The organism is Herbaspirillum sp. 1173 (assembly GCF_031455335.1).
GTDB classification, from domain to species: Bacteria; Pseudomonadota; Gammaproteobacteria; order Burkholderiales; family Burkholderiaceae_D; genus Herbaspirillum; species Herbaspirillum huttiense.
In genome coordinates, this window is the sequence record NZ_JAVDSP010000004.1 from 1 (window position 1) to 16,111 (window position 16,111).

Genomic DNA, 16,111 nt, shown 5'->3' on the forward strand with positions numbered 1-16,111 from the left:
TTCTTCAACGTGATCCTGGGCGGCTTTGGCGGTGAAGCGGCGGCCGCCGGTGGCGGGGCGCAGCAGCAGCGCAACGTCAAGTCGGGATCGGCCGATGATGCGGCGTTCCTGATGGGAAATGCAGAAACCGTCATCATCGTGCCGGGTTACGGGCTTGCCGTCGCACGCGCGCAGCACGCACTGAAGGAACTGACCGAAAAGCTGACCCACAACGGCGTGACCGTGAAATACGCAATCCACCCGGTGGCAGGCCGCATGCCGGGCCACATGAACGTGCTGTTGGCCGAAGCCGAAGTGCCCTATGACCAGGTGTTCGAGATGGAAGACATCAACAGCGAATTCGCCCAGGCCGATGTGGTGCTGGTGCTGGGGGCCAATGACGTGGTCAATCCGGCGGCCAAGGATCCCAAGTCGCCGATTGCGGGCATGCCGATCCTGGAAGCCTACAAGGCCAAGACCGTGATCGTGAACAAGCGCTCCATGGCAGCGGGTTATGCAGGTCTGGACAATGAACTGTTCTACATGGACAAGACCATGATGGTCTTTGGCGATGCCAAGAAGGTCATCGAAGATATGGTCAAGGCGACAGAAGGATGAGAGCAGACATCATGGACCACAAGACTTTGCAAACTGGATCGAGCCTCCCTGCTGGCGTAGCAGCCTTCAATCTCACCGGCCGCATTGCGCTCATCACCGGCTCTACCAGTGGCATCGGATTTGCCCTGGCGCGCGGTCTCGCGCATGCTGGTGCCCATGTGGTACTCAATGGGCGAGACATGGAAAAACTTGCAGTCGCCGTGGAGCGGCTGTCAACAGAGGGGGGGCGCGTCACCGGGATGCCCTTCGATGTCACCGAGGCGGCTTCCGTCAATGCGGCTGTGCGGCGCATCGAGGAAGATGTCGGTCCCATCGAGATCCTGGTCAACAATGCGGGCATACAGCGCCGCTCGCCACTGGAACAGTTTTCCGAAGAGGACTGGCATGCGCTGATCCGCACCAACCTCGACTCCGTGTTCCTGGTGGGGCAGACGGTCGCGCGCGCCATGATCGAGCGAGGTCACGGCAAGATCATCAACATCTGCTCGGTCCAGAGTGAACTGGGCCGTCCGGGTATCGCGCCCTACACCGCTACCAAAGGGGCGGTGAAGATGCTGACCAAGGGCATGGCGATCGATTGGGGCAAGTACGGCATCCAGGCCAACGGCCTGGGGCCTGGCTACTTCAAGACCGAACTGACGGCACCGCTGGTGCGCGATCAGGTGTTCACGGACTGGCTGGTCAACCGCACCCCCTCGCGACGCTGGGGAGATGTCGAAGACCTGGTGGGGGCGGCCGTCTTCTTGTCCAGTCCAGCCTCTGATTTTGTCAACGGTCACATTCTCTACGTCGATGGCGGCGTCACCGCCACCCTTTGAATCCCGACCTCATTCAGGAGAACCATCATGCAGGCCATCATCGTTCATGCTCCCCATGATTTGCGCATCGAAGAAATTCCCACGGCCGAACTGGCCCCCCATCAACTGAAGGTACAGATCAAGGCCGGTGGCATTTGCGGCTCGGACCTGCATTACTACCATCACGGCGGCTTCGGGACGGTGCGCATCAAGCAGCCCATGGTGCTGGGCCATGAAGTCTCCGGCGTCGTTCGTGCCGTGGGCGAGGCGGTGCAGGATATCGCTGCGGGCACGCGTATTGCGGTGAGCCCGAGCCATCCGTGTGGCGTGTGCCGCTACTGCCAGGAAGGCAAGCAGAACCATTGCCTGGACATGCGTTTCTACGGCAGTGCCATGCGCATGCCCCATGTTCAGGGCGCGTTCCGCCAAGAGATCGTGATCGAGCGCCATCAGGCACACCCGGTGGCCGATCATGTCAGCGATGGCGTGGCGGCCATGGCCGAGCCACTTTCGGTGGCCCTGCACGCCGTGCGCCGGGCAGGTTTACTGGTGGGCAAGCGGGTCCTGGTCACGGGATGCGGGCCGATCGGTGCACTGGTCATCATCGCTGCGCGGCGTGCCGGGGCCGCGGAAATCGTCGCTACCGACATTGCGCCCAAGGCACTGGAAGCCGCCCGTGTCGTCGGGGCCGACCGTATCATCAACGTGGCGACCGAGGCCGAGGTGCTGCAATCCTATGCGCAAGGAAAGGGCAGCTTCGATGTGCTGTTCGAGGTCAGCGGTACCGAACGTGCACTGCGTGCTGGCCTGGAAACGATGCGTCCTGGCGGTGTAGTCGTGCAGGTCGGATTGGGCGGTGATGTCAATTTCCCGGCCAATCTGCTGGTGGCGAAGGAGCTGGAATGGCGCGGTGCCTTCCGCTTCCATGAAGAATTCGCCATGGCGGTGGAGATGATGAATCGGCGGCTGGTCGACGTGGCACCCCTTATCACGGCGAGCTTCCCTTATACCCAGGCGGTAGATGCGTTCAATGTGGCAGGGGACCGTAGCAGCCAGATGAAGGTACAACTCGCGTTCTGAAATTGGGAGCGAGACGATGTCGATGAGATTGCTGCGCAACCCCACCTTGGCCGTCAAACTGATGGCCTCATTCCTTGTTGTATTGGCCCTCACCGCTGTTCTCGGTGGCTTTTCGCTGATGCAGATCGGCCGGGTGCACGATGCGACGGGCGATCTGATCGTGCGTTGGACACCTGCCCAGCATATTCTGCTGGATCTGCGCAGCGAGTTTGCGCGGTTTCGGATAGAAGAATTTCGCCACATGCTGGCCACGCGCAACAGCGAGGCACGGGCCGCCGAGACGGTGATGCAGCAGATCATGCGTCGGCGGGAAGCGCTGGAGCAGCAATTCCAGGCGTTGCCCCTGACCGAGGATGAACGAAAGGTCTGGCGCGGGTATGGGGAATCCATCAAGCGCTACCTGGTCCTGCACGAAAAGCTGTTGAGCCTGTCGGATCAGGGGCGCACCGAGGAAGCCAAGGCCCTGGCGCAGGAGCAGGGTGCGGCCCTGGACCAATCCGTAGGGAAATCCTTGTCCACTCTCCTTGCTGCGGTCGAGCAAGGTAGCCATGCAAGCGGCCAGGAAGCCGATGCGACCTTCGGCCAGGCCCGTGTGGGAGTGGCTGCCTTGCTCGCAGTGGCCCTGGTGTGCGGATTGGGCTTGTCCTGGTTGATCGCACGCCGCGTCAGCAAGCCGCTCAATGAAGCCGTGGGAATCGCCAGTGCGGTGGCGCGAGGCGATCTGGCCAGCAGGATCCATGTGGCCTCACGCGACGAAACGGGCAGGATGATGGCGGCCCTGTCCGCCATGAATCGCAGCTTGTCGCAGATGATCAGGGAGGTCACGGTTCACGGGAAACAGATCGCGGCAGGAATAGAACAGTTGAGCACCGGCAACTCGGCGCTTTCGGCGAGAACCGAGGAGCAGGCGGCATCGCTGGAACAGACCGCTGCCTCGATGCAGGACATGGCACACACCGTGCGATCCAACTATGAAGCAGCGCAGGAGGCACGCTTGGCTGCCGACCGCGCCTGCGCACTGGCGCAGCGGGGAGGCGCGATGGTGCAACAGGTGGTAATGGCCATCGCTGCCATCAAGACATCCTCCGGCAAGATCAATGACATCATTGGCGTGATCGATGGCATCGCCTTCCAGACCAACATCCTTGCGCTCAACGCAGCGGTGGAGGCGGCGCGGGCAGGCGAACAGGGAAGGGGGTTCGCCGTGGTGGCTTCCGAGGTGCGCTCACTGGCGCAACGCTCAGGGGCGGCTGCCCGCGAGATCAAGCAGCTCATTGAAAGCTCGACCGGTCAGATCGCCTCCAGCAATGAGTTGGCCGCCGGGACGGGCGATGCCATGAAGGAAATGGTGGATGCAGCCAACCGGGTCAACGACTTGATGAGCGAGATCGTGCAAGCCGGCGACAGCCAGACGGCTGGCATTGATCAGATCGCGCAGGCAATTGTGCAGCTTGATGGCATCACCCAGCGCAATGCTGATCTGGTTGAGCAGGCAAGCGCGTCGGCTGGATTGCTCAAACATGAGATTGATGGAATGTCCAATGCCATCGGCAGATTTACCTTGGGTTCAGACTAGGGCTTGTTCACAGTCAATCTGAGAGTTGGCCTTCGATTGACTACTGCCCGGCCTGCGGCGGCCGCAACTCATCCAGCGGCCAGCGCGGACGCACGCCAAAACCGTATTCCTTGCGCGCCGCACCCGGCTCCTCGCGCAGGCGCATGGCACCGGCGAAGGCGATCATGGCGCCGTTGTCGGTGCAGAATTGCAGCTCCGGGTAAAACACTTCATAACGCCGCTTGGCCGCTGCCGCATTGAGGGCCGCGCGCAGCTGCGCATTGGCGCCGACGCCGCCGGCGATGACCAGACGCTTCAGGTTGGTCTGTTTCAGGGCCGTCATGCACTTGGCCACCAGTACATCCACGATCGCATCGACGAAGCCACGCGCGATGTTGGCCTTGTCCTGTTCGCAGATGTTGGCGCTGTGCTGCTTGACCACGGTCAGCACTGCCGTCTTCAAGCCCGAGAAACTGAAATCCAGATTCTTGGAATGCAGCATCGGACGCGGCAACTGGTATGCGCCTGGATCGCCGAACTCGGCCAGGCGCGAGATCGCTGGTCCGCCCGGATATCCCAGTCCCAGCAACTTGGCCGACTTGTCAAAAGCTTCCCCGGCGGCATCATCCAGCGTCTCGCCCAGCAGTTCATAGCGGCCCACGCCATCGACCCGCATCAGTTGCGTATGCCCGCCCGAGACCAGCAGCGCGATGAAGGGAAAGCGCGGCGGCTTGCTCGCCAGCAGCGGCGAGAGCAGGTGGCCTTCCAGGTGATGGATGCCCAGTACCGGCTTGTCCAGCGCCAGACCCAGTCCGCAGGCCACCGATGCGCCGACCAGCAGCGCCCCAGCCAGTCCCGGTCCTTGCGTGTAGGCGATGGCGTCGATGTCGGCGGCTTGCACCTGCGCATCGGCCAGAGTTTGCTGCAGCAGGGGAATGGCGCGGCGGATGTGGTCGCGCGAGGCCAGCTCGGGGACTACGCCGCCATATTCCTGGTGCATGGCAATCTGCGAATGCAGGGCATGCGCCAGCAGGCCGCGCTCGGTGTCGTACAGAGCAAGGCCGGTTTCGTCACAGGAAGATTCGACGCCGAGAACTAACATGGGGATGGACTCAATGAAGCCGCCGCAAAAAGAGCCCGGTGGGGGCCATGCGGCAAAGGCGCTATTGTAATGGAAAGCCACCGGGCAAGCGCCCCGGCTGCGGCAGGCGGCGGTTTTGGTGTACCCTTCGGCCATGCAAAACGATGCCCACATTCCTGCTCCGGCTGCCGCCGTCGAGCCTGTCGCCAGTGCCGCTGCCTCGTCACCGGCCCCGTTCGCAGCCGCCCGTTTCATCAAGGAAATCGGACGCGGCAAGGACGGTGCCCGCAGTCTTTCGCGCGAGGATGCGCAACTGATGTATGCCGCCATGCTCGATGGCCGCGTGAGTGATCTCGAACTTGGCGGCATCCTGCTGTCCATGCGCATCAAGGGCGAGTCGGTCGAGGAGATCGCCGGTTTCCTGGCGGCCGCCGAGGCCTCCTTCACGCCCCTGCATGCGCCGGCCGGTCCCTATGCGCCGGTGGTGCTGCCCAGCTACAACGGCTCGCGCAAGATGGCCAACCTGACGCCGCTGCTGTGCCTGTTGCTGGTGCGGCGCGGAGTCCCCGTGCTGATGCACGGCGTCACCCACGATCCGCAGCGCGTGACCAGCGCCGAGATTTTCACTGCGCTGGGGGTACCGCATGCGGCCTCCGCCGCCGAGGCCGAAGCGCGCATGGCCGCCGGCCTGCCGGCCTTCATCCCGATTGCTGCGCTGGCCCCGGCCGTGTCGCGCCTGCTCGATCTGCGCCGCATCCTCGGCGTGCGCAACTCCACGCATACGCTGGTCAAGATCATGCAACCGTTTGCGCAGCCCGCCTTGCGTCTGACGTCGTATACCCATCCGGAATACCTGGAGATGCTGACCGACTACTTCAGTCACGCCGCCCCGCATGATCGCGGCGACGCCTTCCTCATGCGCGGCACCGAAGGCGAGACCGTGGCCAATGCGCGGCGCGCCCAGCGCATCGACTGGTTCAGCCGCGGCACCCGCACCGTGCTGGTGGAAAAGCAGAGCGTGGCGGAGGAATTGCCCGACCTGCCCGAAGGCCAGGACGCCGCCGCCACTGCCGGCTGGATCAACGAGGTATTGGCGGGGCAGCGCCCGGTACCGCAAGCCATCGCCGAGCAGGTCGATCACTGCGTCGACGTGGCGGCACGCGTGGGAAATTGATGCACTGCTGCGTGGGTGATTCGCCACAGCCACTCCCGTCACGCGGGAAGCTGACAGATTGACAGGCGGGACGCGCGCAGCAGCACATGCCGGTGGCGGATCGCACGCGGGCGGAACAAGAACAAGAAAGGAAGGAAGCAAGATCCCAGGGGGGAGCGGGATCGTGATTCGGGAGGGGGAGAAATCTCGGGAAACGACACGAGAGGAGCACGCAGCGAACGCTGCGGGAGCGCGTCTTCAGGTGCGGGTGCGGCGGCGGGTGGTGGCGGTCTTGGTCGGTGCAGCGGCTTTTTCTGACGCCTGGATGGCGACTTGCGAGAAGGCGAAGATCACTTCCTTGACGATCTTGCGCTGGGGCGCAGGCAGATTGATGAAGGCTTCGAAAGCTTCGCGCTCGCGGTAGCCGATGGCTTCTTCCCAGCGCGCGCGGCGCTTGTCGATGCGCTTGCTGATCTCCTCGCCGAAGCGCAGATGCTGTGGCGTCACGATCAGCCATTCGGCCAGCGTTTCCAGCTTGTCCTGCTTGGGCATCGACTCGCCCAGCAGCCAGCGGCGTACGCCGTGCAGCGTCATCGGCTTGCCCCAGTAACGTAGATTGAATTCCCGTTCCAGAACGGCGGGCTTGGGTTCGTATCCTGCTTTTTCCATCGCTGCGCGCAGGCGCTTTGCGAATTTTTGATTGGCGGTTTCCATGATTTCGAAGGTACTTTGAGGTAGCGCTTTCCGGGGTACGTTTGCTTCCGAGGTGAGTTACGCCGCAAACGTGATTTATACTCACTGGTCGGAAAACGGGCGCCATCGCTCCTGCAGCGGTCCGCGCGTGATCGCGCCGAAGCAGTGCCGACAGGCATTTCCGGCCGATGGGAAAGCGTCCATGTGCAAGTCTCCAAAAGAGTCTTTGGTGCAACGAGCAGCCGCATTTGGCACGGGTCACCGTGCACAGATGTCAGGTCATCAGGCCACTGCAAGTACGTCGCGCGGAGCGCATGGCAGGGACTGGCCTGGTGCATCGCATGCTTGACGCAGGAGGGACGATGCCGGTCTTGTGATGCAGGCATTGTCGGTCCAACTCTCCTGCCTGTGCATCGGCAGGGCGCAATTTTTTAAGGTTTGTGTCCGCCGCGAGACACGCCGCAAGGAGCGAGACACGGCGTTCCAGATCTGATGCGACGCGGCATCTTGCGGCCGAAGCGCGCTAGAATAGCGGGAGATCGAAAAGCGCACCGGGCATCCGGTGAATGAATAGCCGATATCTTTCCCATTCCACGGGATGGAGTTTTTGTTAGATAATCCGGCCCGAGCTTTTGGGGGGCGACACCGTCCGGCGTCTTGCCGGGGAGTCACACAAGCAGCACGCTGGTTGCAACGAATCGAATAAATCAAAGAAGTCAGCAGCATCCCTGTGGTACGTTTTGGTTACGTAACTTTTTGAGGTTCCCGGAATGACGTCGGCGCGCGTCGTGGCAGCGGCATGGTTTCCTGCCGCGCACGAGGTGTGCGGGCGCTTTCCGGGATGGAACGCGGCGACCCGTTGCCCGGCAACGGCGATCGACTGACGTCCTGCGGCCCGCTGCGCCATGCTGCCAGCGCGCTCGTCGCCAGGACGGAACGGCCGCGATACCGAGCAGGCGTCCTTTCCTGCGGGCTCCCAGCGATCGCCCGCGTGGAAGGTGCGCACCCGAGCCCAGGTTCGACAATGTCAGCTTCCTTTCATTTCCTGCTGTTGGCCTTCGCCTTGCTGGTCGCCAGCCTCTCGGCCTACGCGGCGCTGGAGGTCTCCGAGCGCATCGTGCTGCAGGAGTCCCAGCACCGGCGCTTGTGGCTGGCCATCGGCGCGGTGGTATTCGGTCTCGGCGTGTGGGGCGCGATGCTGCTGACGGTGGCGTCGCTGGACGCGCCCATGCCGATCGCCTTCGATGCGCGCATGGTGGTGCTCACCCTGCTGCTGTGCCTGTCCAGCGCTTTCTACCTGATGCATCTGACGGGCATGCGGCGTCCGCAACCGGCCCGGCTGGTCATTGGCGGGCTGGCCATCGGTGCCGCCTTCAATGCCGCCTTCCATATCGCGCTCAAGTCGATGACGCTGGTGCCGCCGCTGGTGTATCACACGCCCTTGCTGATCGTGGCCCTGGTGGTGTCGGAAGTGGTGGCGGTCTTCATCGTCACGCTGTTTTCCGCCAGCAACGGACGCAAGCCCATGACCGGTTCGCTCAATTCCCAGCAGGCGCGGCGCGTGCTGGCGGCGCTGCTGGTGGGGGCCGGGCTGGTGTCATCGGCGGCCGCCGGACTGCGCGCACTGCTGATCGACCCGCAGGCGCAAAGCCTGGCCGGGGAAGGCATCACGCGCGAACACCTGGTCAATGGCCTGGTGTTCCTGGCCTTTCTGGCGATGGCCATGGCGCTGGTGGTCAGCGGCGTGCAGCGCAATCAGGTCTTGAAGAAGATCGTTGGCCGCACCAATGACAAGCTGCTGCACTTCGCCACCCATGATGTGCTCACCGGCCTGCCCAATCGCGCCTTGCTGGCGGACCGCATCCAGCATGCGGTGGAAGTGGCGCGTCGCAACGGCAAACCGTTCGCGGTGCTGTTCATGGATCTCGATGGCTTCAAGGCCATCAATGATTCGCTCGGCCACGCCGTCGGCGATGGCTTGCTGGTGGCGGTGGCGCAGCGCATCCGCGCCTGCATCCGTGGCGAGGACATGGTGGCGCGCATCGGTGGCGACGAGTTCGTGGTGGTGATGAGCAATCTGTCCACGCCCGAGGTGGTGGAGCAATTGTCGGAGAACATCCTGGCCGAACTGCGCCTGGATTTCCAGATCGAGGATGCGACCTTGCGCGTGACCTCCAGCATCGGCATCGCGGTCTATCCCAACAGCGGCGAGTCGGTCGATGCCCTGATGAAAAATGCCGATGCCGCCATGTACGAAGCCAAGCAGAGCGGACGCAATACCTATCGCTTCTTCGAGCCGGCCATGCATGCCAGCGCCATGCGTCATCTGCAGGTGCGGCAGGCGCTGCAGCAGGCGATTGACCAGCAGCAGTTCCGCCTGCATTTCCAGCCCAAGTATCGCGGTGCCGGCAAGGAACTGACCGGGCTGGAAGCGCTGCTGCGCTGGCATCATCCGGAGCTGGGCGAGATGGCTCCGTCCGAATTCATTCCCATTGCCGAGCGTTCGGGGCAGATCCTCTGCATCGGCGACTGGGTATTGCACGCGGTGTGCCGGCAGATCGTGTGCTGGGATGCGGCCGGCGTGAAGCCGGTCAAGGTGGCGCTGAACCTGTCGCCGCTGCAGATGCGCAGCGATTTGGTGGAGCGCATCATCAAGGTGGTCAGTGCGTCCGGCATCGCGCCGCAGCGGCTCATGTTCGAGATTACGGAGACCGCCGCCATGAAGGATGTGGAACGCACCACGCGCGTGGTGCGCGAACTGCAGTCGCTGGGCTTCGACATTGCCATCGACGACTTTGGCACCGGCTATTCCAGCCTGGCCTACCTGGCGCAGTTCCACTGCCGGCAGGTCAAGATCGACCGTTTCTTCACCTCGCGCCTGGATCTGGACGATCACTCCGGACGCGCCATCGTGGCCGCCATCATTGCGCTGGCACATGCCCTTCAGATGGAAGTGGTGGCCGAAGGCGTGGAGACCGAAGGGCAGCTGCGCGAACTGCAGCTGCTGCATTGTGATCAGGTGCAGGGCTTCCTGCTGGGGCGGCCGGACGACGCGGTCAGCGTGCCCGGTCTGGTCGACGCCAGCAATGACGATCTGTTTGCCGCCGGCGGCGTGATCAAACGCTGAGTTCGCCGCGCTGCGCGCGGCGCTGGATCACGCGCAGATAGGCCAGCAGGCCGAGGGCCACTAGGCCCAGACTCAGGCTGTTGGCCAGCCAGAACCCGGACGGGCCGCGCAGCGCCGGCGGTGCCACGCCCAGCGGATCGAGTCCCAGCAGATAGCCGCCGCCCAATCCCACTCCCCACAGCGTGACCGCGTAGATGACGGTGGGCACCACCGCCACCTTGTAGGCGCGCAGCACGAAGGCCGTGGTCACCTGCATGGAATCGAACAGCTGGTAGAAGGCGATGTAGAGGAACAGCGGCAGCGCCGCACCGACGATCACCGGATCGGGCGTGTAGGCGCGAATGATGTGTTCGCGCAGGAACCACACGATTACCCCGATCACCACCGACAGCGACACGGCCAGGCGGATGCCGGCGCGGCCGATCTTCTTGGCCTCCGCCATGTTGCCGCCGCCGATGGCTTGCGCGACCAGGGTGCTGGTGGCGCTGGCAATGGACAGCGGCAGCATGTACAGCACCGTGCCGACGTTGGCCGCGATCTGGTGGCCTGCCACCGGGACCGCGCCGAGGCGTGCGATGAACACGGCCATCAGCGTGAAGGCGGTCACTTCGATGAAGTAGGACATGCCGATCGGAATACCCAGCAGCAGCAGCGTGCGCTGGCTCTTCCACGAAGGCGCGACGAAGCCGCTGCCGAACAACTTGAGCGGACGATACAGCGGCAGGCGCGCCACCAGCAGCCAGGCGGCGATCATCATCAGCCAGGCGATCAGCGTGGTGGCAATGGCGCAGCCGGGGCCGCCGAAGGCCGGCAGGCCGAGCCCGCCGAAGATGAGCAGGGCGTTCAGCGGCAGCTTCAGCAACAGGCCGCCCAGCTGCAGCGCCATCACCATCTTGGGCCGTGCCAGGGCGGTGTTGAGCGAGGAATAGACGCGGAAGAACAGCGTGGCCGGCAGCGCCAGCGCTTCGATGCGCAGGTACAGCGTGGCCTTCTCCACCAGTTCCGGCGAGGCCTTGGCCACGGCCAGGAACAGCGGCGAAAACATCAGGATCAGCGAGCCCACGATGGACAGCAGCACTGCCAGCCACATACCTTGCTTGACCTCGTTGCCGATCTCGCCCACGCGGCCTGCACCGTACAACTGGCCGATGGTCGGCTGCAGTGCCTGCAGCACACCCGAGAGGCCGACGAACACGCTCACGTAGATCGACACGCCCAGCGCCAGCGCACCCAGGTCCAGCGCCGAGAAGCGCGAGACCATGGCGGTATCGATGACGCCATTGGCGATGATGGCCAGCTGCCCGATCAGCAGCGGCCACGCCAGCCGCGTGATGCGGCCGACGTGATGGCGGGAGGAGAGGGCGGGCAGTTCAGTCGTCACGCGGCAGCCAACCTTGCATCAGCGACCGGCACGGCGGTACAGGCGGAAGCGCTCGTCGCGGTCGGAGGGGCGGCGGCCTTCCCAGACCATGCGCCAGTTGCCGGGGTACTGGCGCAGCATGATGGAGGCATCCTGATTGCTGACGTCATCCTGCAGCAGCAGGTAGTCGCAGCTCTGGTCGCGCTCGTCGGCAAAGCGCACGTTGCCGAAATAGGCGAAGGAGGCGCGCTGCGCCGGTCCCACATTGCTCTGCACGCACTGCTTGACCGAAGTCAGTTTCGATTCGATCTGTTCGGCCACGCCGGCATAGCTCTTGCCGTAGTTGACCCAGGGCAGCCACAGCGTCATCAGCAGCACCCAGCACAGGATCACGCCACCCGACGACAGCACCACGGCCCGCCACAGCACCGAGGGACGGCGCGAGATGCGCCAGTGCACCACCAGGATCCAGGCGATGGTGGCGGCCACCGCAATGGCCAGCGAGATCCATTCGAAGCCGGGCTTGAAGCCGGGCGCGAGCTTGTAGGCATTGCGTGCGATCTTGGCCGGCCAGCCGGTTTCCTTGGCGATCCAGCCGATCCAGATGAAGGCCGCCGAGGTGGTCAGCGTCATCACCGAGAACCAGTCCACCGCATTGATGGCACCGCGCTTCATGGTCGGCAGGCCGAACGCGGCCAGGATCGCCAGCGCCGGCAGCAGCGGCAGCAGCATGCCCTCTTCGCGATGCACGTTGACCAGGATCAGCAGCGTGATGGGAATCAGGAAGGCCAGCGGCAAGGCGATGTGCAGCGAGCCCAGCTGGCGGCGCCAGGCGTACAGTGCCCAGCCGGCGAAGGGCCAGGCGGGCCAGGCGAACCACACGCCGTATTTGCCGAGGAAGGCCAGGGTGGCCAGCGTCGGGCGGTTGAGCTGATAGATGTTCCAGCTCATCCACAGCTCGAACTGGCTGGCCGCTTCAGCCGGGATCAGGCGGTGCAGCGCGGCCACCCAGGCGGCGCTGATCAGCAGCGCCATCGGCAGTGCCAGCAACAGCAGCAGGCCGAGGGCGCGGCCATCCTTGCGCAGGGCGGCCAGCAGGACCAGCGCGATCATCACGCCGACCGGCAGCAGCCAGCCATAGGTCAGCACCAGCATGCCCAGCGCCAGGCCCAGCCAGATGCCATGGCGCAGCTTGCCGGCATCGAACACGCGCGCCGCGCCGAACATGGCATAGGCCACCAGGGCGATCTGCAGGGTCTTGGGGCTGGTCTCGTGGCTGTGCAGCAGCAGGCCGAGGAAACCGAGATAGATCAGGAAGGCACCATCGGCCAGCGTGCGGCCGAAGTCCTTGGGTTCGGGCTGGCCGCCGAAGGCCAGCTTCAACGGCTGCGCTTCGGCGCGGCGGCCCAGCAGGTAGGTGGTGTACCAGATCGACAGCGAGCCGACCAGGAAGCAGCCGATGATGGAAACGCGGGCTGCCAGCGGGTCGCCCAGCAGCCAGCCGAACAGTTTGATGCAGATTGCACCAAACCAGTAGGCCAGCGGACTTTCCGCCGGCAGCGGCAGGCCGGCCACGTTGGGGGTGAGCCAGTCGGCCAGGTTGCCATGGGCCATGGTCCACATGATGCCGAAGCTGGTGGCATCCTCGTTCTTCCATGGATCGCGGCCGATCAGGCCGGGCAGGATGTAGAGGAGGGCGAGCGCAAGCACGGCCAGGCGCGGAAGCGCATTGGTCGCGGCGGCGGGAAGACGGACTGGCTTCATCAAGATCTTGTTGCTCTTGTTCTGTGCTGCGTGTTGGGTGATGCGCGGGCTGGGGTGGCCTGGGCCGCGCGGTCGCCGTTGTCGGCGGCTGGTGTTTTTGGCTGGTGTTTTTTTAGCAGGCCCTATTGTGCAGGAAAACCCGGTAAATAGTTGTTTCTGTCTGCTACATGATGGTGCAGCCCCTGATGCTGCCCCACCGGTGAGCCCAACAAAAAAGGCAGCCGGAGCTGCCTTTTTTGGAGGAAGTACTGATTACGCCTTCGAGACAGCAGTCTTCGAACCGACGGAACCGAACTTCTGGCGGAACTTCTCGACGCGGCCAGCGGTGTCGACGATCTTGTGCTTGCCGGTGTAGAACGGGTGCGATTCGGAGGAAACTTCGATCTTCACCAGGGGATATTGCTTGCCTTCGAACTCGCCGGTTTCGCGGGTGCCGATGGTGGAGCGGGTGATGAACTTGAAGTCGTTCGACATGTCGTGGAACAGGACTTCGCGGTAATCCGGGTGGATGCCTTCTTTCATGATTGCCTCAAGAGTAGTTTGGTAGCCAATCGCCACTTCGTCGGTCGCCCTGCTTCTTGACCCGATTGATGATCACTTGCCGGTTTGGAAAAGTCCGAAATTATACAGTGGAATCAGGGGCTTGGGTCAAGGCGGCCGACCGACCGGGCCGGCGCGGCGTGGTATTTCAGATGAAAATGCACATCCCTTGTTTCCCAGGGGGCAATGAAAAACGGCACGCCCGCTGAGAGACATGCCGTTTTCCGAACCTGCCAAAGACTTAGTTGCTTTTAAGAACTTAGTTGCCTCGACGCATCATGTCGAAGAACTCGGCGTTGTTCTTGGTGGACTTCATCTTGTCGAGGATGAATTCCATCGCCTCGATTTCATCCATGTCGTACATGAGCTTGCGCAGTACCCAGATCTTTTGCAGCTGGTCCGGCTTGATCAGCAGCTCTTCGCGGCGGGTGCCGGACTTGGAGAGGTTGATGGCGGGGTAGACGCGCTTCTCGGCCAGGCGGCGCTCGAGGTGCACTTCCATGTTGCCGGTACCCTTGAATTCTTCGTAGATCACGTCATCCATGCGCGAGCCGGTTTCGATCAGGGCGGTGGCGATGATGGTCAGCGAGCCGCCTTCTTCGACGTTGCGGGCGGCACCGAAGAAACGCTTCGGGCGCTGCAGCGCGTTGGCGTCGACACCGCCGGTCAGCACCTTGCCGGAGGCCGGGATCACGGTGTTGTAGGCGCGTGCCAGACGGGTGATCGAGTCCAGCAGGATGACCACGTCCTTCTTCATTTCCACCAGGCGCTTGGCCTTTTCCAGCACCATTTCGGCGACCTGCACGTGACGCGTGGCCGGTTCGTCGAAGGTCGAGGCGACCACTTCGCCGCGCACCGAGCGCTGCATTTCGGTCACTTCTTCCGGGCGTTCGTCGATCAGCAGCACGATCATCACGGTGTCCGGATGATTGGTGGTGATGGCGTGGGCGATGTGTTGCAGCATCACCGACTTGCCCGACTTGGGCGAGGCCACCAGCAGGCCGCGCTGGCCGCGTCCGACCGGGGCGATCAGGTCGATGATGCGGCCGGTGATGTTTTCCTCGCCGCGCATGTCGCGCTCCAGCTGCAAGAGCTTGTTGGGGTGCAGCGGCGTGAGGTTTTCGAACAGGATGCGGTGCTTGGAGGCTTCCGGCGGTTCGCCGTTGACCTTGTCGACCTTGACCAGGGCGAAATAGCGCTCGCCGTCCTTGGGCGTGCGCACTTCACCTTCGATGGAGTCGCCGGTGTGCAGGTTGAAACGGCGGATCTGCGAAGGCGAGATGTAGATGTCGTCGGTGGACGCCATGTAGCTGGCGTCGGGCGAGCGCAGGAAGCCGAAGCCGTCAGGCAACACTTCGAGGGCGCCATCGCCAAAAATCTGTTCTCCTGATTTTGCGCGCTTCTTCAGGATGGCAAACATCAGCTCCTGTTTGCGCAGGCGCGCAGCATTCTCGATGTCCAGGCTGATGGCCATTTCCAGCAAGGCAGAGACGTGCATCGCTTTTAGTTCTGATAAGTGCATATGAGTGTCCCGGGACGGGATAAGTAAAGGTGGGGGAGGGAATTGCGTGGTGTGGATCTAGGATAAAGCCGGGCACCGTGTGCCGGGCGGACGGCAGCGCGAGCGCGCCGCCGTCGGATGTTACATCAGAATCAGATGTTGCTGTCGATGAACGAGACCAGTTGGCCCTTGGCCAGTGCGCCGACCTTCTGGGCAGCGGCTGCGCCGTTCTTGAACAGGATCAGGGTCGGGATGCCGCGGATGCCGAACTTGGCCGGGATGGCTTGGTTGGAATCCACGTCCAGCTTGGCGATCTGCAGCTTGCCGTCGTATTCCTTGGCGACTTCTTCCAGGATTGGGGCGATGGCCTTGCAGGGACCGCACCATTCCGCCCAGAAATCAACCAGCACGGGCTTGTCGGACTTCAGCACATCGGCTTCGAAAGAGGCGTCAGTAATATGTTTGATATGTTCGCTCATGGCATTTCCTCGGTATGAGGCAGTGGTGTAATTAGTCAATCAGCGCCGTGGACAAATACCATCAGGCCTGGCGTGAGCCATCAACGCTTCCGGAGTTGCTAGGTCTACGTGGAGTCGTTGCGCGCCGATTCAAGTTGTAATTGAAGCGCGGCAGAGGTAAGCGGCGGGGTACAGGGGCAATCATAACCCATTTTGAGGGAAAGTGTGGACGCTCGCTCCGTGGCCTGTTGTCACCCGTCCTCATCCTGTTCATTGCAGCGCTGCGCGAGCACCGGCGCGGCTTTGCCCGTTGCGCCCGCAAGGCCGGCAGGGGGCCGTCTGGCATACAATGCGCAGCATCGTCTGCTCCGGCGCGATTGAAAAAATCTGTCGGAGCAAGAGAAA

At 63.2% G+C, this 16,111-nt stretch carries 13 protein-coding genes; 6 read left to right on the forward strand and 7 right to left on the reverse strand.

Going from position 1 to position 16,111, the window contains the following annotated elements:
- The 4 genes from J2X56_RS14725 to J2X56_RS14740 form a co-directional block, all read left to right on the forward strand.
- On the forward strand, positions 1-597 hold a 597-nt coding region (locus J2X56_RS14725; protein WP_310160672.1), incomplete at its 5' end, for an NAD(P)(+) transhydrogenase (Re/Si-specific) subunit beta.
- Between the two features lie 11 nt (positions 598-608).
- Positions 609-1,415, forward strand: coding sequence for an SDR family NAD(P)-dependent oxidoreductase (locus J2X56_RS14730; protein WP_121044776.1), 807 nt, complete (start codon positions 609-611; stop codon positions 1,413-1,415).
- Between the two features lie 27 nt (positions 1,416-1,442).
- A complete protein-coding gene (locus J2X56_RS14735) occupies positions 1,443-2,474 on the forward strand; it encodes an L-idonate 5-dehydrogenase (RefSeq protein WP_209567968.1) in 1,032 nt (343 codons plus the stop codon).
- A gap of 22 nt (positions 2,475-2,496) precedes the next feature.
- Entirely contained in the window at positions 2,497-4,050 is a 1,554-nt protein-coding gene (locus tag J2X56_RS14740) for a methyl-accepting chemotaxis protein (protein ID WP_209567967.1), read from the forward strand.
- A 40-nt stretch (positions 4,051-4,090) separates the two neighbouring features.
- Here the strand turns inward: J2X56_RS14740 and tsaD are convergent, their stop codons facing one another.
- Complete coding sequence (tsaD, locus tag J2X56_RS14745; RefSeq protein WP_121044770.1) at positions 4,091-5,131, reverse strand: tRNA (adenosine(37)-N6)-threonylcarbamoyltransferase complex transferase subunit TsaD; 1,041 nt, start codon at positions 5,129-5,131, stop codon at positions 4,091-4,093.
- Between the two features lie 133 nt (positions 5,132-5,264).
- On the opposite strand from tsaD, the gene ybiB reads away from it, so the two are divergent.
- Positions 5,265-6,284 carry a DNA-binding protein YbiB gene (gene ybiB / locus J2X56_RS14750; RefSeq protein WP_310160673.1) on the forward strand — a complete coding sequence of 340 codons (1,020 nt, stop codon included), beginning with the start codon at positions 5,265-5,267 and terminating at the stop codon, positions 6,282-6,284.
- Between the two features lie 237 nt (positions 6,285-6,521).
- On the opposite strand, the gene J2X56_RS14755 is transcribed toward ybiB, so the two are convergent.
- Positions 6,522-6,977 (reverse strand): hypothetical protein, encoded by a 456-nt coding sequence (locus J2X56_RS14755; protein WP_034334286.1) that lies wholly within the window; start codon positions 6,975-6,977, stop codon positions 6,522-6,524.
- A 1,003-nt stretch (positions 6,978-7,980) separates the two neighbouring features.
- On the opposite strand from J2X56_RS14755, the gene J2X56_RS14760 reads away from it, so the two are divergent.
- On the forward strand, positions 7,981-10,083 hold the full coding sequence (locus tag J2X56_RS14760; RefSeq protein WP_121044768.1) for a bifunctional diguanylate cyclase/phosphodiesterase: 2,103 nt from the start codon (positions 7,981-7,983) through the stop codon (positions 10,081-10,083).
- Here the strand turns inward: J2X56_RS14760 and J2X56_RS14765 are convergent.
- The 5 genes from J2X56_RS14765 to trxA all read right to left on the reverse strand — a co-directional run bounded on the left by J2X56_RS14765 (position 10,073) and on the right by trxA (position 15,727).
- Positions 10,073-11,464 (reverse strand): MATE family efflux transporter, encoded by a 1,392-nt coding sequence (locus J2X56_RS14765; protein WP_121044766.1) that lies wholly within the window; start codon positions 11,462-11,464, stop codon positions 10,073-10,075. The genes J2X56_RS14760 and J2X56_RS14765 overlap by 11 nt on opposite strands.
- Positions 11,465-11,482: 18 nt before the next feature.
- Positions 11,483-13,207 carry a glycosyltransferase family 39 protein gene (locus J2X56_RS14770; protein WP_121044764.1) on the reverse strand — a complete coding sequence of 575 codons (1,725 nt, stop codon included), beginning with the start codon at positions 13,205-13,207 and terminating at the stop codon, positions 11,483-11,485.
- A 252-nt stretch (positions 13,208-13,459) separates the two neighbouring features.
- On the reverse strand, positions 13,460-13,729 hold the full coding sequence (locus tag J2X56_RS14775; protein ID WP_034331092.1) for a type B 50S ribosomal protein L31: 270 nt from the start codon (positions 13,727-13,729) through the stop codon (positions 13,460-13,462).
- 277 nt (positions 13,730-14,006) lie between these two features.
- Complete coding sequence (gene rho, locus J2X56_RS14780) at positions 14,007-15,269, reverse strand: transcription termination factor Rho (RefSeq protein WP_008325783.1); 1,263 nt, start codon at positions 15,267-15,269, stop codon at positions 14,007-14,009.
- Between the two features lie 131 nt (positions 15,270-15,400).
- A complete protein-coding gene (gene trxA, locus J2X56_RS14785) occupies positions 15,401-15,727 on the reverse strand; it encodes a thioredoxin TrxA (protein WP_006462943.1) in 327 nt (108 codons plus the stop codon).
- Positions 15,728-16,111 lie beyond the last annotated feature (384 nt).